General features: G+C 69.7%; 18 protein-coding genes. 7 read left to right on the plus strand and 11 right to left on the minus strand.

Going from position 1 to position 18,919, the window contains the following annotated elements:
* Positions 1 to 46: 46 nt before the first annotated feature.
* Positions 47 to 1,627, minus strand: a complete 1,581-nt coding sequence (locus OHA77_RS01765; protein WP_326822432.1) for an MDR family MFS transporter — start codon at positions 1,625 to 1,627, stop codon at positions 47 to 49.
* A 116-nt stretch (positions 1,628 to 1,743) separates the two neighbouring features.
* Between OHA77_RS01765 and OHA77_RS01770 the strand changes: the two genes are divergently transcribed.
* The 3 genes from OHA77_RS01770 (at position 1,744) to OHA77_RS01780 (ending at position 3,216) form a co-directional block, all read left to right on the plus strand.
* A complete protein-coding gene (locus OHA77_RS01770; protein WP_326822431.1) occupies positions 1,744 to 2,295 on the plus strand; it encodes a helix-turn-helix domain-containing protein in 552 nt (183 codons plus the stop codon).
* Complete coding sequence (locus OHA77_RS01775; protein WP_406315616.1) at positions 2,292 to 2,558, plus strand: DUF4031 domain-containing protein; 267 nt, start codon at positions 2,292 to 2,294, stop codon at positions 2,556 to 2,558. The genes OHA77_RS01770 and OHA77_RS01775 overlap by 4 nt, the downstream gene beginning before the upstream one ends.
* Positions 2,559 to 2,670: 112 nt before the next feature.
* Positions 2,671 to 3,216, plus strand: a complete 546-nt coding sequence (locus OHA77_RS01780) for a type 1 glutamine amidotransferase domain-containing protein (protein ID WP_406315618.1) — start codon at positions 2,671 to 2,673, stop codon at positions 3,214 to 3,216.
* Between the two features lie 49 nt (positions 3,217 to 3,265).
* On the opposite strand, the gene OHA77_RS01785 is transcribed toward OHA77_RS01780, so the two are convergent.
* Positions 3,266 to 3,811 (minus strand): PadR family transcriptional regulator, encoded by a 546-nt coding sequence (locus OHA77_RS01785; protein ID WP_406315619.1) that lies wholly within the window; start codon positions 3,809 to 3,811, stop codon positions 3,266 to 3,268.
* 73 nt (positions 3,812 to 3,884) lie between these two features.
* Here OHA77_RS01785 and OHA77_RS01790 point away from each other — a divergent pair, with 73 nt between their 5' ends.
* On the plus strand, positions 3,885 to 4,655 hold the full coding sequence (locus OHA77_RS01790) for an alpha/beta fold hydrolase (RefSeq protein WP_406315621.1): 771 nt from the start codon (positions 3,885 to 3,887) through the stop codon (positions 4,653 to 4,655).
* Between the two features lie 178 nt (positions 4,656 to 4,833).
* Positions 4,834 to 5,364 carry an ATP-binding protein gene (locus OHA77_RS01795; protein WP_406315623.1) on the plus strand — a complete coding sequence of 177 codons (531 nt, stop codon included), beginning with the start codon at positions 4,834 to 4,836 and terminating at the stop codon, positions 5,362 to 5,364.
* Here OHA77_RS01795 and OHA77_RS01800 read toward each other — a convergent pair.
* From OHA77_RS01800 to OHA77_RS01810, 3 genes are read right to left on the minus strand one after another with little or no spacing between them, the layout of a single operon-like run.
* On the minus strand, positions 5,251 to 6,687 hold the full coding sequence (locus tag OHA77_RS01800) for a WS/DGAT/MGAT family O-acyltransferase (protein WP_406315625.1): 1,437 nt from the start codon (positions 6,685 to 6,687) through the stop codon (positions 5,251 to 5,253). The two genes, OHA77_RS01795 and OHA77_RS01800, sit on opposite strands and share 114 nt — an antisense overlap.
* Positions 6,688 to 6,690: 3 nt before the next feature.
* On the minus strand, positions 6,691 to 6,849 hold the full coding sequence (locus tag OHA77_RS01805; RefSeq protein ID WP_406315627.1) for a hypothetical protein: 159 nt from the start codon (positions 6,847 to 6,849) through the stop codon (positions 6,691 to 6,693).
* An 18-nt stretch (positions 6,850 to 6,867) separates the two neighbouring features.
* Complete coding sequence (locus OHA77_RS01810; protein ID WP_406315628.1) at positions 6,868 to 7,926, minus strand: PucR family transcriptional regulator; 1,059 nt, start codon at positions 7,924 to 7,926, stop codon at positions 6,868 to 6,870.
* Between the two features lie 104 nt (positions 7,927 to 8,030).
* Between OHA77_RS01810 and glyA the strand changes: the two genes are divergently transcribed.
* Complete coding sequence (gene glyA, locus OHA77_RS01815) at positions 8,031 to 9,338, plus strand: serine hydroxymethyltransferase (protein WP_406315630.1); 1,308 nt, start codon at positions 8,031 to 8,033, stop codon at positions 9,336 to 9,338.
* Positions 9,339 to 9,452: 114 nt separating this feature from the next.
* On the opposite strand, the gene OHA77_RS01820 is transcribed toward glyA, so the two are convergent.
* Positions 9,453 to 10,826 (minus strand): NADP-dependent succinic semialdehyde dehydrogenase, encoded by a 1,374-nt coding sequence (locus OHA77_RS01820; RefSeq protein ID WP_406315632.1) that lies wholly within the window; start codon positions 10,824 to 10,826, stop codon positions 9,453 to 9,455.
* 184 nt (positions 10,827 to 11,010) lie between these two features.
* Between OHA77_RS01820 and OHA77_RS01825 the strand changes: the two genes are divergently transcribed.
* Positions 11,011 to 11,424 carry a DUF2795 domain-containing protein gene (locus OHA77_RS01825; RefSeq protein WP_406315633.1) on the plus strand — a complete coding sequence of 138 codons (414 nt, stop codon included), beginning with the start codon at positions 11,011 to 11,013 and terminating at the stop codon, positions 11,422 to 11,424.
* A 67-nt stretch (positions 11,425 to 11,491) separates the two neighbouring features.
* Here the strand turns inward: OHA77_RS01825 and OHA77_RS01830 are convergent, their stop codons facing one another.
* From OHA77_RS01830 to OHA77_RS01850, 5 genes are all read right to left on the minus strand, one after another.
* A complete protein-coding gene (locus OHA77_RS01830) occupies positions 11,492 to 11,662 on the minus strand; it encodes a hypothetical protein (protein ID WP_406315635.1) in 171 nt (56 codons plus the stop codon).
* Positions 11,663 to 11,833: 171 nt separating this feature from the next.
* Positions 11,834 to 13,789, minus strand: a complete 1,956-nt coding sequence (locus OHA77_RS01835) for a Xaa-Pro dipeptidyl-peptidase (protein ID WP_406315637.1) — start codon at positions 13,787 to 13,789, stop codon at positions 11,834 to 11,836.
* A gap of 102 nt (positions 13,790 to 13,891) precedes the next feature.
* Positions 13,892 to 14,869 (minus strand): glycoside hydrolase family 6 protein, encoded by a 978-nt coding sequence (locus tag OHA77_RS01840; RefSeq protein WP_406315639.1) that lies wholly within the window; start codon positions 14,867 to 14,869, stop codon positions 13,892 to 13,894.
* Positions 14,866 to 16,884 carry a galactose oxidase-like domain-containing protein gene (locus OHA77_RS01845; RefSeq protein ID WP_406315641.1) on the minus strand — a complete coding sequence of 673 codons (2,019 nt, stop codon included), beginning with the start codon at positions 16,882 to 16,884 and terminating at the stop codon, positions 14,866 to 14,868. The genes OHA77_RS01840 and OHA77_RS01845 overlap by 4 nt, the downstream gene beginning before the upstream one ends.
* Positions 16,881 to 18,593: a glycosyltransferase family 2 protein gene (locus OHA77_RS01850; RefSeq protein ID WP_406315643.1), complete on the minus strand. Its 1,713-nt coding sequence runs from the start codon at positions 18,591 to 18,593 to the stop codon at positions 16,881 to 16,883. Before OHA77_RS01850 ends, OHA77_RS01845 begins: the two co-directional genes overlap by 4 nt.
* Between the last annotated feature and the right edge of the window lie 326 nt (positions 18,594 to 18,919).

Raw genomic sequence — 18,919 nt, forward strand, 5'->3', positions numbered from 1 at the left:
AGTCTGTCCGGCGGGACTTGGATCTCGCCAGTGCATTACTTGCGGTTCAGTCGAAGACCGGGGCCGGGGCCGGGGTGTCGGCGTCACCGCTCTGCTCGGGAGCGCCGCGCAGCGGGATCTCCTGGACGAAGGCGGCCAGCAGCGGCACCAGGACGGCGAACAGGATCGCCCACCAGAACACGCCGGAGATGGACGAGGCCAGTGACTCCAGGAAGCCGGTACGCACCTGGGGGGGCAGCTCGTGCAGGGCCGCCGGGTTGAACTGGCCGCCGCTGGAGGCGAGCTTCTCTCCCTGTGCCCCGAGCTTGCTGGTCAGGTTGGCGGTGAGCTGGTTGTTGAAGATCGCGCCGAACAGCGAGACGCCGAACGATCCTCCGATGGAACGGAAGAAGGTGGAGGCGCTGCTGGCGACGCCCAGGTCCTTCTGCTCCACGCTGTTCTGCGCGATCAGCATGGTGGTCTGCATCAGGAAGCCCATGCCGAGACCGAGCACCGCGATGAACACGCCGGTCTGCCAGGAGGGTGTGTTGACGTCCATCGTGGACAGCAGCCACATGCCGACCGCCATGATCACGCCACCGAGGACCGGGTAGAGCTTGTACTTGCCGGTCTTGGTGATGGCCTGACCGACGAAGAGCGAGACGACCATGGCCGCGCCCATCATCGGCAGCAGCAGCAGACCGGAGTTGGTGGCCGAGGCCCCCTGGACGGTCTGCTGGAACAGCGGCAGGAAGTTGATCGCGCCGAACATCGCGAAGCCCAGCAGGAAGCCGACGCCCGAGATCAGGCTGAAGTTGCGGTTGCGGAACACGTTGAGCGGCATGATCGGCTCGGCGGCGCGGCGCTCCACCGGGATGAACAGCGCCAGCGTGACGACGGCGAGCGCGGCCAGGCCGAGGATCTGCCAGGAGCCCCATTCGTAGTCGTTACCGCCCCAGGTCGTGATGAGGACGAGCGCGGTGATGCCGACGGAGAGCAGGGCGGCGCCGAGCCAGTCGATGCGGTGCTCGGTGCGGTACTTGGGCAGCTTCAGCTTGACCGCCAGCAGGGCCAGCGCGAGGAAGCCGACGGGCAGGTTCACATAGAAGGCCCAGCGCCAGTCGAGGTGGTCGGTGATGAAGCCACCGACGAGGGGACCGGCGATCATGGCCAGCGACATCACGGCGGCCATGATGCCCTGGTACTGGCCGCGCTCGCGGGGCGGGACGAGGTCACCGATGATCGCCATCGCGTTGACCATCAGGCCGCCGGCGCCGAGCCCCTGGAGAGCGCGGAAGGCGATGAGCTGGGTCATGCCGTCGCTGGGACCGCCCAGCATCTCGGACCCGGCCATGCCGCAGAGCACGGACCCGATCATGAAGATGACGATGGAAGCGAGGAAGATGTTCTTCCTGCCGTACAGGTCTCCGATCTTGCCCCAGATCGGGGTGGAAACAGTGGTGCCGAGCACGTAGGCGGTCACCACCCAGGACAGGTGGGTCAGCCCGCCGAGCTCACCGACGATGCGGGGCATCGCCGTACCGACGATCATGTTGTCGAGCATGGCGAGCACCATCGCGAGCATCAGCCCCGGTAGCACTACCATGACCTCACGCCGCCGCCCCGGTGCGACTGCGGTCTCCTTCACTTCCGTATCCCCCTTGAGAAATCTTGCTTACTTGCCGACCGGCTAGTGTCGGATATGCTGGGAATGTAGGCCGATCACTTACCGGCCGTCAAGTTGATTTCGCTGCAAAGGGAACCATGAGGGAAAACGCCGACACTCGGACCCGCATCCAGGAGATCGCCCTGAAGCTCTTCATCGAGCAGGGCTACGAGGGGACCTCGCTCCGGGAGATAGCGGAGGCCCTCGGCGTGACCAAAGCCGCCCTCTACTACCACTTCAAGAGCAAAGAGGAGATCGTCACCAGCCTGACGGAGAACCGGGTGCACGCCATCGAGGAGCTGATCACCTGGGCCCAGGCCCAGCCGCGCACCGACGAGACCCGCCGCGAGCTGATCCGCCGCTACTCCGACGACCTGCACCGGGGGCGGCACCACGAGATCATGAGGTTCTTCGAGCGCAACCAGGCCGCGCTGAAACACCATCCGGCGATGGAGAAGAACCGCGACCGGATGTTGGACCTGTTCGCCTTCCTGGTCGACCCGGACGACCCCGCGGCCCTCCGGCTGAAGAACTCGATGGCCCTGTTCGCCCTGCACGTGAGCTGGTTCATGCTCAGAGACGACACGATCACCGACGACGAGCGCAGGGCGGCGGCCCTGGAGGTCGCGCTCGAACTCGCCCAGCGGTGAGCGTCCTCATCGACCCGCCGAACTGGCCGGGTCCCCGTGGCCTGCTCTGGTCGCATCTGGTCAGCGACAGCTCGACGGAGGAGCTGCACGCCTTCGCCGCGCTGCTGGGGGTGCCGCCCCGGGCGTTCGACCGCGACCACTACGACGTCCCCGAGACCGTCTATGACCGGGCGGTCGCGCTGGGCGCCGAGGCCGTGTCGTCGCGCGAGCTCCTCGCCCGGCTCATCGCGGCAGGTCTGCGGAGGCGCAAGGTTCGTTCTTGAACGGCCGCCACTGGCATAGGTTCGTCCTGGAATCGGCTGCCTTCGCATAGATGCGGATGCTCCGGGCATCAGCCCCCCTTGAAGCCATCGCCGCACGTCGGAAGGGGAAGCCATGCTCAACGACAAGACGATCGCGTTCCTCGTCGCCCCGGAGGGCATCGAGCAGGTCGAGCTCACCGAACCATGGCAGGCCGTCAAGCAGGCGGGGGGCACGCCCAAGCTCGTCTCCACCAAGGCCGGTGAGGTCCAGGCGTTCAACCACCTCGACAAGGCCGACCGGTTCCCGGTGGACGCGACGGTGGACGAGGTGTCGGTGGCCGACTTCGACGGGCTCGTGCTCCCCGGCGGGGTCGCCAACCCCGACCTCCTGCGCACCGTGCCCGGCGCCGTCCGGTTCGCGAAGGAGTTCTTCGACGCGGGCAAGCCCGTGGCGGCCATCTGCCACGCGCCCTGGACCCTGATCGAGGCCGACGTGGTGCGCGGCAGGAAGCTCACCTCCTGGCCCAGCCTCCGGACCGACCTGCGCAACGCCGGGGCGGACTGGGCGGACCGGGAGGTCGTGATCTGCACCTCGGGGCCGAACACCCTGGTCACCAGCCGCAAGCCCGACGACCTCAAGGCCTTCTGCCAGGCCGCCATGGACGCCTTCGCCGGCTAGCCGGGACTCGCGGAACATCGGAGGGCAGAAAACGAGGAGACACCAGGTGTCAGGTCGGGGTGCGGCCTGACCAGGCCTCCAGCGAGCCGAGGGTCTCCCGCAGCCATGTCAGCTCCGCCAGGCTGGTGGCCCTGGCGATGGACAGCAGCCCCCGCCGGAACGGATCGCCGAACTCCTCGGCCCGCACCGGTCGATCCCCTTCGTAGAAGAAGCTGCTCGGCTGGGCGAGGAACTCCATCCGGCGCCGCAGCACCTTCGCCTGCGCCGCGGGATCGTCCAGGTGGCGCAGGAACGCCAGCAACACGAACCACTTGTTCTCGTCGCTGATCTCCAGGTCTCCGGGCTCCCGCAGCCGCCGCCGCAGCTCCGCCCGCCCCGCATCGGTCAGGTGGAGCATCCGCCGGGGTGCCGCGGCCACGCCCGGCTCGTCCTGGCGCACCAGCCACCCCGCCGACTCCATCCGCTTGATGGCCGGATAGAGCGTCCCGTCCGCTACCGGACGCACGTGTCCCAGCAACGCCGCCGCCCGTCCGCGCAGGTCGTACCCGTACGACGGCCGGTCATACAGGAATCCGAGTATCGCCAGCTCCAGCATGGCCTCACTATATCTCGCTTGCGATATACATCGACAACGATATACCTTGCCTTCGATACATCAGGAGGCTGTCATGCACACCGCGATCGTCCACCCGAGCGGCGCCAAGATCCGTTGGACCGAACTGTTCGGCGTCGGCCCCGCCCGCGTCTACATCCACGGCCTCGGCGCCTGCGCCGCGCCGTACTTCGCCGGCGTCGCCACCCGCCCGCTGCTGGCCGGGCGCCGCTCGCTCATGGTCGACCTGCTCGGGTTCGGCGTCAGCGACCATCCCGCCGACTTCGGCTACACGCTCGAGGAGCACGCCGACACCCTCGCCGACGCACTCCGCCAGGCCGGTGTCGCCGGCGTTGACGTGATCGGCCACAGCATGGGCGGCGCGGTCGCCATCGTGCTCGCGGCCCGCCATCCCGGGCTGGTGGCCCGCCTGATCATCGTCGACGGCAACCTCGACCCCCGCCCGCCCCTACCCGGCAACCCCGCCGGCAGCGGCATCGCCGGTTACACCGAGGAGGAGTTCCTGGCGTACGGCCGGCAGGAGGTGCGCGACCGCGTGGGCGAACACTGGTGGTCCACGATGCGCCTGGCCGACCCGGTAGGCCTGTACCGCACCGCCGCGAGCCTGGCCAGGGCGACGGTGCCAACCATGCGCGAGATGCTGGTGCGGATGTCCATCCCCCGGGCTTACCTGCACCCGGACGCGGCTCCGCCGCACGACGCGGCGGGACTGCGCGCGGCGGGCGTCGAAGTGGTCGAGATTCCGGACTCCGGCCACAACATCATGCTCGACAACCCCGATGCCTTCGCCGCCGCCGTCGCCCACCTCGCCGCCATGCCCGGATGAGCGGCCGGCGGCCCATGCCGTACTCCCGGCTGTCACATCTCGCGGATCTGCTCCGTCCGGCACCCGTCCCGCCGCAGGCCGGCCCCTGACACGGCACCGGGGGCTCCTGCTGCTGCCGTTCGGTTAGAACCATCAGGGCGGGGCAGGGCTCTAGAGGTCATCTGCCGAAGGAGGAGCTGTGGAGGCCACGATCGCCTTGCGTCTGCCGCGTGACGCCGCGAGTGTTCCCGTCATCAGGCAACTACTGGATGCGTCGCTCGGTGCCCTGGGTGTGGAACCACAGATCCGCGAGGACATCCAGCTCATGCTCTCGGAGGCGTGTTCCAACGTGATACAGCACGCCACCCCCAGCGACGACTACATGGTGCGCACCGAGCTCAGTCAGGACCGTTGCGTCATCAAGGTGGTGGATGCGGGCAACGGGTTCGACTTCGCGGGAGCACGTCCGTCGCCTCCCTCGACCTCCGAACACGGTCGCGGCCTGCTCATCATGAAGGCCCTGGCCGACGACATCCGCTTCGTCAACCGGCATGAGCGGGGCTCGATCGTCTGCCTGGAGAAGAAGCTGCGCTTCGTCAAGAACGCGCCGGGGATGTCACTCCTGCTCAATGAGGAGCTTGAGCTCGGAGAGGGCCTCCCGGAGATAGTCGGTGACGATCCACACGTCGGGGACCATCTCTCTGCAGGCGATCACGCCCACGTCAAGTGAGCCGTCGTAGGAGAAGGCGGTGATGTTGAGCCCCCCGCTGACGTCGCTGATCACCGAGACCGGGTGGTAGGCGAGCAGCCGGGCGCCGCTCACATAGAGCGGGAGCTGCGGGCCCGGGACGTTGGAGATCACCACATTGATCGGTCCCGCGGTGCCCGCGAGAAGGTTGAAGGCCGCCCGGGCGGCCAGGCCGGTCAGGGCCGAGGGCATCATGTCGCTGACCTCCTGGATCCAGCGCGCCGGGGCCAGTGAGGAGCGGTCTTTGATCAGCTCCATCGCGTCCCGCACCGCGAACAGCCGTTCCACCGGATCGGCGATCTGGGTGGCCAAAGTGGTGATCATCATGGTGACCTGGTTGCCCTCGTCCTCGTCACCGGGAGTGCGCAGCGAGAAGGGGACCCCCGCGACGAGCGGCTGATCCGGCAGTGCGTCGTGCTTGAGCAGCCACTGCCGCAGCGCTCCCGCGCACACCGTCATCACCACGTCGTTCACCGTGACGCCGAAGGCGTTCTTGACCTGTTTGACGTCCTCCAGCGGCAGCGCGACGAAGGCGAAGCGGCGGTGGCCGGTGATGCGACCGCTGAACGGCGTTCGGGGAACGGCCATGCGGGGCATCGCGGGCACCGCGGCACCGCCCGACAGGCGGTTGGCCAGGTCCCGGGTGATCTGGGAGACCGTCCCGGCCCCGGGCAGTTGTGAGAGCACCGGGATCTCGTCAAGGTGAGGGACCGCGTTGACCAGGAACCGCACCGTGTTCGCCGGGTTGAGGACCACGTTGGCCACACCTCTGACGATCATCTCCTGCATGTCGATCCGCTCCTCGGGCTCCTCGTCGGGCGCCATCGCGGCCTCGGCGGGCTCGGGAGAGGTGTCCAGCAGGGCGGCGAGAACGCCGGCGCCGGTGACTCCGTCGATCGCGGCGTGGTGGACCTTCATGTAGAGGGCCGTCCGGCCGCCGGCCAGGCCGTGGACCAGATACATCTCCCAGAGCGGGCGGCGCCGGTCCAGGAGACGGGCGTGCAGCCGCGCCACCTGCTCACCGAGCTGGTCGTCGGTCCCCGGCTCGGGCAACGCGATCTCCCGCACGTGGTAGTCGAGGTCGATCCTGCCCTCCTCGGTCCAGTACGGGTGGTCCAGGCCGAACGGCACCGAGACGAGCCGGCGCCGGAGGGGCGCCGCCAGGTGCAGCCGCCTGGCCAGAAGGGAGAGCAGGTCGGCACGGGTCAGCCGGCCGGCGAGGATGGCCAGCCCGCCGATGTTGGCCACGTTCGTCGAGGTCTCGAAGTTCAAGAACTGCGTGTCCACCGCACTGAGCTGCCGCACCGTCTACCTCCTGGAAGTCCTGCTCCTATCCTGCTCCCGGAGGGTCGTCAGAGCCAACGCGCCGAGCACGACGAGGACGACCACGGAGATGACGAGCATCGCCAGGCCGGCGAGCCCCAGAACGACCACGATGGCGACGATCCCGCTGATCAGCTGCAACACGGCGAAGCCGTGCCCGAATTATCCGTTTCTAACCGCATTCCAGCGGGCGAGCTTCAACGCGAGATGGAGTTCTAACCTGTGGGATCCGTCCTTCAGACTTCGCCCGGTCAGCTCCTCGATCCTGGCCAGCCGGTAGTAGAGGCTGGTGCGATGCAGATGCAGCAGCCGCGCCGTCTGCTGCGCGTCTCCCCCGCGGTCCAGATAGGTCTCCAGCGTGTCCACGAGCGCCGGATGCGCACGCAACGCGCCGAGCAGGGCGGCATCGGGCTCGGCGAGCAGCCGGTAGACGCCCAGGTCGGGCCAGCAGGCGACCGGCCCGAGCGCCGGTTCGGCCGCGGCGGCCCGGGCTGAGGCGACCGCTTCCCCAAGGGCCTCCCGGGCCGACTCGAGGCCGGGGTGCAGGGCGCTGGCCCCCACCCGACCATGGGTCCTGGCGGCCAGCGACTCCCCCAGTGCCCGCGCGTCCTCACCGCCGTTGAGCAGGACCACGGCATGCCGCTCCAGGACGGTGAAGGCCGGAGGACGTCGCATCCGGGCGAGTTCGTCGCCGACCGCCTCCTCCAGGCCCGCCCGGCCGGCGCGCACGGCCAGAACGCGTATCGCCCCCTCACCGAGCACGTCGGCCGCCCGCCGTACGGTGATCTCCCCGCCGAGCAGCCGGTGCAGGGTGTGCGAGCCTCCGCCGCCGTCGAGCAGGGCGGCGATGGCCACGGCGTCGTGCACGGTCCTGGTCTCCTCCTCCGGGCTCAGCGGGCCGTGGCCTTCGATGACCCAGAGGGAGCCGACGCGCCTGCCCCGGTGGAGCAGCGGCACGCAGAGCCGGGCGGCCATCCCCAGCGCCGGGTTGGCCGGAACCCTGATCGGCTCATGGACCGTGGCCACCCCGTGCGCCTCCTGCCAGGCGGCGACCTCGGCGGGGACGGACCTGGACAGGATGGCCCGGGCCCGGACCTGGTCGACCTCGCCGTGGTGGACGCTGTGCGCGACGACCCTGCCCTCGAGGTCGTCCACGGCCATGCCACGCCCGACGGTCACGGCCAGCGAGTCGAGGAGGTTCTGGACATCATGCACGATCACCCGGGAATCCTACAGATGTAGGAAGGGTCTTCACCTGGGCGCCGATGACGGGTGCCGACCTGAGCCGTAGCGTCACACCCATCCCCATTCCGGAAGGAACCGCCGTGGAAGAGCGCAGCCGAGTCGCCCCCTGGGCCCCGCCCCGGGCACAGCGACGCCTGATGGAACTGGAGTCGGAACTGGGTGGGCTGGGCCTTGCGGAGGTCACCCGCCTGGTGGACGCGGTGCTGGCCGAGCACCGGGGGCGCCTCGACGAGGACGGCATCGTGCTGTACGCGGGCACCAACACGATGAGCGAGCGGGCCCGCGCCGCGCACGAGATCTCCCTGGGCAGCCGCCCGTCCATGGGCTGGCCCGGCGAGAAGTTCCAGACCGGCCTGGACGAGCTGGACGTGCTGGAGGTGCTGGCCCCCCTTCAGGTCGCGGCACTGATGGGCGGCACGTTCGCCGAGGTCAGACTGCAGAGTGCGACACTGGCCAACCTCGCCTGCTACACCGCCTTCGCCCGGCCGGGCGACACGATCGCGGTGCTGCCGGAGGCCGCCGGCGGCCACGCCAGCCACCACTCCCAGGGCGCGGCCGGAATCCGGGGCCTGCGGGTGGTCGATCTGCCCTACGACGCCGGGCGGTTCGCCCTCGACGACGACGCGCTGCCGTCCTTCCTGCGGGAGCACCGGCCCGCCCTGGTGGTGATCGGTGCGAGCCTGATGCTCTTCCCGCACGACGTCGCCCGGGTCCGGGCGGCGTGTGACGAGGTGGGGACGATCCTGATCTACGACGCCTCCCACATGGCCGGGCTGATCGCGGGCGGCCGGTTCCAGCAGCCGCTGGACGAGGGCGCGCACCTGCTGACCATGTCGACCTACAAGTCCTTCGGCGGACCGCCCGGAGCGGCCATCGTGACCCGCGACGAGGACCTCGCGCGCCGGGTGTCCGCCGCCGCGTATCCGGGGCTGACCGCGAACTACGACGCCTCCCGGCTGGCTCCGCTGGCCGTCACCGCCGCCGAGCACGCCGCCGGCGGTCCCGCCTACGCCGACCGCTGCATCGCCGGCGCCCAGGCGCTGGCCGCGGCTCTGGAGGGCGAGGGCTTCGCCGTGGCGGCGTCCCACCTGGGCTGGACGGCCTCCCACCACGTGGCGGTGGACGCCGCCGCGTTCGGCGGCGGGGACGACGCGGCCCGGCTGCTGGCCGAGGGCGGCGTCTACCTCAGCGCGATCGGCCTGCCCGACCAAGCTCCGGGCGAGCCCATGCGGGGTCTGCGGATCGGCACCCAGGAGGCGACCCGCCGCGGCCTCGGTCCGGAGAGGATGCGCGAGGTCGCGGTGCTCATGCGCCGCCTGCTGATCGACGGCCAGGACCCGGTCAAGGTGCTTCAGGACACGGTCGCGCTGCGCCGCTCCACCCCCTGATCCCGGACCGGCCCGCGACCCCCTGGGCACTTCCCCTGGCGGGCCGGTCCGCTCGACCTCGGCTGCTCGCCGTACCGCTCCGGGCGCCCCCGCCGCGGTACGGCGGGCAGCGGGTCAGCCGATCCAGACGGTCTTGATGTTGCAGAACTCGCGGATGCCGTGCGCGGACAGCTCGCGTCCGTAGCCCGAGTTCTTGACGCCGCCGAACGGCAGCTCGGGAGAGGAGGTGACCATGCCGTTGATGAAGACCGCCCCGGCCTCCAGGTCGGCGACGAAGCGCTCCTGCTCGATCTCGTCGGTGGTCCAGGCGTTGGAGCCGAGCCCGAAGTCAGTGACGTTGGCCAGCGCGAGCGCCTCGTCGATGTCGGCGACCCGGTACAGCGAGGCCGCCGGGCCGAACACCTCCTCCATGAAGATCCGCATCTCCGGCGTGATGTCGGTGATCACGGTCGGCTGGTAGAACCAGCCCGGCCGGTCGGGGATGAATCCCCCGCAGAGCACGTGCGCGCCACGCCCGACCGCGTCGGCCACCAGCATCTCCAGATCGTCGCGGCCCTGCTCGGTGGCCAGGGGGCCCACGTCGGTCGACTCGTCCTGCGGATCTCCGACCCGCAGCGCCTCCATCCGTGCCACGAACCGGGCGGTGAAGTCGTCGTACACGTCGGTGTGCACGATGAACCGCTTGGCCGCTATGCAGGACTGACCGTTGTTCTGCACCCGCGCGGTGACCGCGGTGGCGACGGCGGCGTCCAGGTCTGCGGACGGCATCACGACGTAAGGGTCCGAGCCTCCCAGCTCCAGGACGGTCCTCTTGACCTCGCTCCCGGCGATCGACGCCACCGACCGGCCGGCCGGCTCGGATCCGGTCAGGGTCGCCGCCACCACCCGGTGGTCCCGGAGCACCGCCTCGACCTGGCCGGACCCGATCAGCAGGGTCTGGAAGCAGCCATCGGGGAAGCCCGCCCTGGCGAACAGCTCACCCAGGTAGAGCGCGGTCTGCGGCACGTTCGAGGCATGCTTGAGCAGCCCCACGTTGCCGGCCATCAGCGCCGGCGCGGCGAACCTGATCGCCTGCCACAGGGGGAAGTTCCACGGCATCACCGCGAGCACCGGCCCCAGCGGCTGGTACCGCGCGTATGCCCGCCGCGCGCCCACCGCGGGCCCGTCCGCCGGCTCGTCGGCCAGGAACTCCTCGGCGTGCTCGGCGTAGTACCTCATCCCCTTCACGCATTTGGCCACCTCGCTGCGGGCCGAGACCAGGGTCTTCCCCATCTCCGTGGTCATCAGCCGGGCCACCTGCTCCTGCTCGGACTCGAGCAGGCTCGCGGCACTCTGCATCCAGGCCGCGCGCTGTTTGACGTCGGTGGCCCGGTAGGTCGCGAACTCCGTGGCGGCGAGCGCGATCCGCTCCTCCACCTCGTGCTCGTCCAGCGGCTCGAAAGTCTTCAGCGTCTCACCCGTGGTGGGGTTGACCGTCGCGATCGCCATCGTTACCTCCTCGGCGCCCGCCGCCCGCGGGCGGCGGCCGGTCGGCTTGGGAGCTGTCGGGCAGGGACCGTACCGGCCACCTGCCCCTTTCCCAGGCGTTTACACGGCTACCTGATGGAAGGGCGGTGGGAATGCCGACAGTGGGTACGTGACATATCACGAGCACGTTTCAGGAGGTCAGGTCATGGATGCTGAACGTGGCAGCGCCAAGCACGGCCCACGCGTCGATGAGGAGCAGAAGCACGAGACCGAAGGGGTCGTGCGCGGCGGCGGCCCCACCCACGCCGAGGAGTGGGCGGACCCGGAGGCGGTCGTGGACCCCGAGAAGGAAGCCGCTCCGCGAAAGTACCCACCGGGTCACGAGCCCGGCACTCCCCGCGGGATCACCCCGGCCGACGTCGCGCGCCGCAGTGCCCTCGCGAAATGGCTGAGTGACGCCCACTGGCCGTCGGACCGTGACGGCCTCATCGCGCACGCCGAGGCGGCGGTCGCCCCCGACTCCGTCGTCGCCCTTCTGCGCGACCTGCCCGACACGGAGTTCCACACCGTCGGAGAGGTCGCCAGGGCACTCGGGCTCGGAGCGGAACGCCGCTGGTAGTCCCCGGAGCCGCCCCGGCCGGAGCGGGCGGGCCGGTGGAGCAGGTGCCCGCCCGGTGGCCGCCGGCTCAGTCCCGGACGCCGGAGGAGCGGAACAACCTGGCCCCGAACATGACCACCACGGCGACCAGGCCGATGATCAGAGCCCACTTGAGCAGTCCGAAGACAAAGCCCAGGAGCGGGCCGAGCAGGAGGAAGGCGAGCACCACGGCCGCCACGATCAGCAGAATTCGTCCCATGGCTCCAACGCTAGGGGGCGGAGCGGCCCGGCGGCAGGGTCACGGGCCGAAGTCAGGGACAAGCCAGGGTCACCCCCTCAGGGACGCCCCGGCACGGCGACCGGGCACGGCGATCGGGCTGCCTGGGTGACGCCGTGGTCATCCACGGCGTCACCCTCTGCGTCCTCGCCGTCAGCCGAGGGCGGAACGGCCCCCGACCAGGGGAAGGTCGACCGAGCTGGCGCCGGGCTCGACCGAGACGGTGGTCCCGGCGGGCAGGCGGAGCGTGTAGTCGCGGTCGGTGGAGATGAGCACGACGCCGATCCGGTGGCCGGCCTTGACGATGTAGTCGTTGGGCTGGAGGTCGAGGTCGAAGTCGTAGAAGCGGCCCTCGCGGAGCGGTTCCGTCCGGGAGGCGGAGTGGCGGTTGCGGACGTCGAGCCAGCCCCTGGTGATGATCTTATAGGGGGCGGTCGCCGTGACGTGCTCGGCGAGGCGGGAGCAGCCGGTGTCACCCGGCACGCCCTCGCCGTAGCAGACCGGGTCGGCGCCGTAGACGACGCTGCCGTAGGCGCGGGTGTCGGTGCCGTAGTCGACGAGCAGGGCCGTCAGGTACGGCGAGCGCCCGCCGGCGAACGCCGCCCTGACCGAGACGCCCGGTGTGCCGGAGAGCCGGGCGTCCTTGGTCAGGACGGGTGAGAGGTAGGCCAGCCGGTTGGGGTCGGCGGCCGTGACGTTCTCGGCGAGCTGCTCGGCGGTGCGGGCGCTCTGGTCGGTGAAGGTCTCCGTGGCGTGGCCGTGCGGGCGGTCCGCGCTCAGTGTGCCGTTGCCGCCGTCCGTCCCGGCGGCCAGGCGCAGCCGTACGTCACGGGTGCCGGGCAGCGGCCACGAGGCGTACTGGGCCCACTGGTTCGGTCCCGACTCCACGTCCGCCTGCGGCTCGTCCATGATGCCGTTGCGCAGGCCGTACAGGTTGTAGTCGAACCAGCGGTGGAGCTGGCGCAGCCACTCGGTGTTGCGCTGGGCGAAGGAGAAGGGGTTGAAGTGGGCGCCCTGGTGCAGCCAGATCTTGCGGGGCACGCCCTGCTTGGCGAGCGCGTCCCACCACTGGACGGCCTGCTTGGTCTTGACGTTCCAGTCGTTGAGGCCGTGGACCAGGAACACGCTGGCGCGGACCTTGCGCACGTCGTTGAGGTAGTTGCGCTCGTCCCAGAACTCGGAGTAGTCGCCGGTCACCCGGTCCTGGTCGTGCTCGATCCGGTCCATCAGCGCACCGCAGGCCTGCTGGCCGTTCTCGCGGGTGAGGACGTAGCGGGCGAGCACGTCGGCGTCCTCGCCCTGGTAGCCGCCCGGGGCGAGCACGCCGCCGTTGGCCCGGTAGTAGTCGTACCAGGAGGAGATGGCCGCGATCGGCACGATCGTCTTGAGCCCCTTGACCCCGGTCGCGGCGACGGCGTTGGGCAGGGTGCCGTTGTAGGAGACGCCGATCATGCCGACGTTTCCGGTGGACCAGTCGGCCCGGACCTCGGCGCCCGCGGCGTCGAACCCGCGGGCGCGGCCGTTGAGCCAGTCGACGGCGGCCTTGGGTCCGGCGGTCTCGTTGTCCAGGCCGGTCGTCGGGCAGCCGGTCGCCCGGCCGGAGCCGAGGTTCTCCACCAGGGCGACCGCGTAGCCGCGCGGGACGAAGTAGTTGTCGTAGTAACCGCTGAAGGGCGGCGCGGTCGCGCGGGACGTGGCCGCGTCCTCCCCCAGGCCGAACATCTCGTCGCGCAGGTCGTTGAACTTGTTGCGCCGGTACTCCATGCCCGCCGGGTCGGAGCCGTCGAGGTCCACGACGTGGTTGGGGACGTCGTTGCCGCCCGCGTAGTACGGGCTGGCCTCCATGATGACGGGGACCTTCAGCCCGGCCGCGGTCTCCTTCGGCCGCATGATGTCGACCGCGACCCGGTCCGGGTGGCCGTCGCCGTCGCTGTCGACCCCGGCGACCTCGACGAACACGGTCTGGGTCAGGGCGTCGGCGCGCGAGTAGACGGGCTGGGTCTCGTTGTTCTCGATCGGGGCGGCCGCGGATCGCGCGGCCGCCGCGGGCAGTGCGCCGGAGGGTACGGCCACCGCCAGGGCGATGAGGACGGTCTTCCATCTGTTCATCGAGGAGGACTCCGGAAGGGTCGATGAAAATCTGACGACTCCGGTCAATCTCCTGCCAAGTGATCTCCGACTGCAAGGTCCGCGATATAACGAATCAGACCGTCACTTCGCGTTGCGGGCGAGTTCGAGGGCGTAGGCCGGGAACCAGTCGCCGGGTTTCGGTTCCCCCCGGTGGCAGTCGCCGTCGGACTCTCCCGGCCGCTTGACCCACAGGAAGGCGTCCACCCGCTCGTGACCGGTCCGGGTCGTCGGCTCGGCGCCCAGCGCCCTGCCCTGGGGGTTGCACCACGAATCGGTCCCCTCGCCCTCGCGCAGCGGGCCGTTGCCGTTGCGTGAGGTGTCGATCACGTAGTGCACCCCGCCGAGCCCGTCGGAGAGCCGCCGGGCCGCGGCCACGCTGTCCTCGGTGCTGAAGAAGTTGCTGACGTTGAAGGCGAAGCCGTCCGCCTCGGTCACCCCGGCCTGCCGCATCGGCTCGGCCCAGTCGTCGGCGTTCTGGATCCAGCCGGCGTTCCCGGCGTCCAGGTAGACCTTGGCCTTGGGCTTCTTCTTGAGTGTCTGCACCGCTCCGCGGAGCAGGTCGAGCCGTTCGGCCGCCCTGCCGCCCTGGGTGCAGCTGTCGAGGATGTGCGCCAGCGCGTCCGGTTCGACGATGACCCAGGCGGGCCGGTCGCCGATGCCCTCGGCGAACCGGCCGATCCAGGATCGGTACTCCTCGGCGCTCGTGGCGCCGCCCGCCGAGAACTGGCCGCAGTCGCGATCGGGGATGCGGTAGGCCACCAGGACCGGCACCTGACCGCTCTCCTGCGCCTTCGCGGTGATGTCGGCGACCCGCCCCTGCGGGTCCTCGTCGCCGATCCAGATGGCGTTCGGCCGGTCGGCGATCTTGCGGATCAGTGCCGCGTCCTCGGTCTTCCCCTCCTGTTCCAGCTTGCGGACCTCTCCGGCCGCGGCGCCGCCGGGGTCGACGTAGAACCGCGGCGCCCCGGAGGCGGCCGGGGCGGACGAGGAGTCGTCGCCGCAGGCCGCCGCCGCGAAAGCGAAGGCCAGCGCGGTGATCGCGCGACCGTACCTGTTCATCGAGCTCCTTCGATGTGGACCCAGCGGGCCGGGGACGGGGTTCCTTTCTCCGTGACGCCGAACAGCATGTACCAGCCGGGCGGCACCAGAGCGGGATTGGTCGGGACCGTCACGACGATACCGGTGGGCACCCGGGTGAACGCGACCTTGATCGAGCGCTGCTCCACGTCCGTGACGTGGGTGACCGCGCTCGGCCGCATCAGCCGGACCTCCTTGATGCGCTCGGCGTCGGCGGTCTTGAAACCGGCTCTGGAGCCCAGGGTCAGCATCCGCCGCCCGTCGGTGATGATCGGCTGCTTCTCGCCGTTGTGCAGGTAGGTCGGGGTGTAGATCTCTATCCGTTGTTCGAACGAGCCGGGGATCGTGTTCGCCTCGTCGGCGAAGAGCGGGTCGGAACCCATGCTGAGCACCCGGCCGTCGGGCAGCAACAGGCCCTCGGAGTGGTAGTTGCGGCCCACCGCGGGCGCCGCCGCCTCGTGGAAGCTGTTGCTCTGCGGGCGGTAGACCTCGGCGCGCAGGACGTCGCTGTTGCCCCGGCCCCGGTAGTCGCTGGATCCGTTGAAGGAGAGCACCGTGTCGTCGGGCAGCAGCACCGCCGACGGGTAGCGCACCGGGTCGGAGAGGTCCGGGCCGCGGACGTAACGGGGTGCGGGCTGCTTGAGGTCGATGATGGCGGTCCGGTCGGTGGCGTTCGGCAGGCCCGGCTGGCGCTCCCCGACCGGGCCGCCGCCCATCACCATGATCCGCTGGTCCTGCGCGGGGGGCAGCATCACCGAGGCCCCGGTCTCGTTGAGCTCGGACTCGGGCAGACCGGGGACCGGGGTGAACGCCTCCATCTCGTCGGGTGCCAGGCCGCCGATGCCGCCGGGGGACTTCACCAGGCGGTCGGTGTCGTGGCGGTAGTCCCAGATGCCGGGAGGCCGGAGCGCGAGCTGCCCCGGGCCGTACCCGGCGTTCATCCCGGAGAAGAACAGGGTGTCGTTCGCCAGCAGGAACAGCGCCGGGTAGCTGGGGAAGAACCGCTTGGGGCCGGGCTCCCAGGTCCTGGTCGCCGGGTCGTAGATCTCGTTGTCCCTGGTGATCTGCCCCACCGTGTCCAGACCGGAGACCGTCATCACCTTGCCGTCGGGCAGCGTGGTCATCGTCGGGTACCAGCGTCCCTCGGACATGTCCTGGACCTTGATGTAACGCTCGGCGATCGGATCGAACTCGTAGGCGTCCCTGATGCCCTGGTAGTCCTGCTTCTCGAGCGTCATGCTCGCGCCCATGGCGTAGAGGTTCTTCTTCTCCCTGCCGGTCAGCCCCTGGATCTCGTATTTGACGTAGCGGCCGCCGGGTGAGGCGAAGAGGCCGGGAGCGCCCTCGATCACGGACTCTGCGAAGACCTTCGTCTCGCTGGGCTTGATCCGGACCTTGCCCGGCACGCCGGTCTCGGTCTTCTTGGCGGGAGGCACCGTGATGTGGGCGGTGGTGCGGTAGAGCTTCCCGTTGGGGGCCGACAGCAGGGTGCCGGGGTGCAGTTGCCGGGTGAGGTGGGGGCTCTCGTTCTTGATCGTCAGGGCCCCTCCCGCCCTTTTCACCTTGTTCTTGAGCACCTCGAAACGGAGCGTGCCACCGGCGATGAGGAGGTTGCCGTTGGGCAGGAGCACGTGTCCGGCGCAGAAGAAGTCGACGGGGGTGTCGATCGTCTTGAACTCGCCGGCCTGACCCGGCTTGGTCGGGTCCCACAGAACGGTCTTGAAGGTGCCCTTGGCGAAGTTGGCGGCGTTGTTGCCGGAGCCGGCGACGATGAGCACCTTGCCGGTGCGCAGCAGCGCCGCGTGGATGGCGTTGACCTTGAACTCGTCGGGGACGTCGAGGAAGCTCCAGGACCCGTAACGGGCCTTGTAGTCATCCCGGTTGATCTGGTAGCTGTGCCACTCCCTGGCGGCGAAGCCGGCGACAGCCGGCATGTTGACCCCGACGATCGCGGCCACCACCGCTCCGGCGATCAGGTTCTTCCGTAGACGGCTCAACGGTTACCTCGGTTGTTCCATGCCCAGGTCGCCAGCGGACCCAGGCAGATCGTGAGGGCGAGGATCGCCCAGAGGGTCATGACCAGGTGGACGTGCCCGCTCCAGAAGACGCTCAGCAGCAGCCCGCCGCCGAAGAGCACGGCCCACCACAGGTGAATGCGGAAGGTGGCGATCTGGTCGGGGCTGGCCGAGTCCCCCTTCGGGGTGACGACGAACTTGCTGGGCCGCCGCAGCGCGGCCCCCAGCAGCGACGCCACGTAGATGGGGGCCGACAGCGCCGACATGACCATGCCGGCCACCCCGGAGGAGCCCTCCGGCTCGTGCGGGCTGACGTTGTGCCGCCGGTTCCAGGTGTAGAGCATGATCTGCAGCAGGGCCGCGTCGCCGTACAGCATCAGCCACACGTCCATGGGCACGGTGACGCCGGAGCCGCCCACCGCCATGAAGAGGGTCGCGCTCAGGCCGGCCAGCAGCCAGTTGAGCGCGGACATCGGGTAGAAGGTCACCATCAGGCTGTAGTTGAAGAACCGTCCGGGCGACAGCCGCGGCGCGGCCCGCCAGAACTGGGTGAGCAGCGTCTCGTAGGTGCCCCTGCTCCAGCGGAGCTGCTGGGTGAAGAAGTCCGTCCACGACGAGGGGCCCTCCCCCACGGCGAGCACGTCGGGGGTGTAGACCGACATCCAGCGCTCCCCGGTCCGCGGGTCGCGGGAGCGGTGGAACTCGATGCCGGTTGCCATGTCCTCGGTGATCGAGTCGTACAGGCCGCCGATCTGCTTGAGCGCCCGGATCCGCACGGCGTTGTTGGTGCCGACGAACATGGGCGCCCCGTACAGGTTGCCGGCGCGCTGGATCAGCGAGTGGAAGAGGAACTGCTGGCTCTCGGCGGCCTTGGTGACCCCGGCGGTGTAGTTGCCGTAGACCTGGGGGCCGACCACGAACGCCACCCGGGGGTCGCGGAAGTATCCGAGCATGCGCTCACAGAACTCCGGCAGCGGCACGTGGTCGGTGTCGACGGAGACGAAGAAGTCGTACTTGTCGCCGTGGGAATCGAGCCAGCTGTTGTAGTTGCCGTGCTTGGTCTTGGCCCGGAAGGAACCCTTGGGCTGGTTCCATTCGGGCACGCCCTTGCGGCTGAAATGGCGGACGCCCAGCCAGTCGCAGAGTTCGCGGATCTCGGGGTCGTTTCCCTCGTCCAGCAGCCACACGTCGAGCACACCGTCATGGCGGATCTGCAGGGCGGCCGACAGGGTCTCCCGGACCATCTCCAGCGGTTCCTTGCCGGGCACGCAGGTGGTGATGAAGGCCACCCGGCTGCCGCGCTCGGGCGTCACCGGGACCGGATCCCTGGCCGCCAGCATGGCGTGCACATTGGAGACCACGCTGACCAGGCGGAATATCTCGATCAGGGCGATCGAGACGAGCATCACCTTGTCAGCGGCCAGGAGATGCCAGGGAAGCATGTTGTAGGGATCGGGGCGGACCGTCCAGTGCGCGGGCAGCAGCAGCCACCCCATCATGGTGAACTCCACGACGAGCGCGGCCGTCATGAGCAGCACCGCCCGCACCCGGTGCGGCTCGCTGGCCAGCATCGAGCGGTACCGGACGCGGTACGGCACACCCGGCTCCGGTTCGGTCAGCGGCCCGGCAAGCTGGCTGAAGCGCTCGTAGTCATAGAGAATGATCTTCGACTTCTCAGGCGGCGAGCTCATCGGTCCGACGACCTCACACCACGCACAACGAAGACCGGCACTGTCCCCCCAGACGGATCCCGTCGGCCGTTTGCGCAAAGTCGCGGTCAGTCCCGGCCCATGAATCGGTAAACAGTGCAACATCATATTGGGACCGGTAAGCCCGGATTCCCCATGCACACCGGCGATCGGGGGATTTTTCAAAAAATGCTCCGACGGGACCCCGGTGGCTGTTCGCGACCGAGGTGGAGGGGGCCCGGGGCGGAGGACGCGTCCTCCGCCGACGGGCCGCAGCCGCCCGGTGGACATGGGGGCGGCCGGGACACGTGTCCCCGTCGCCGGCAGAC

The sequence above is a fragment of the Streptosporangium sp. NBC_01639 genome, assembly GCF_045209755.1.
Taxonomy (GTDB): domain Bacteria; phylum Actinomycetota; class Actinomycetes; order Streptosporangiales; family Streptosporangiaceae; genus Streptosporangium.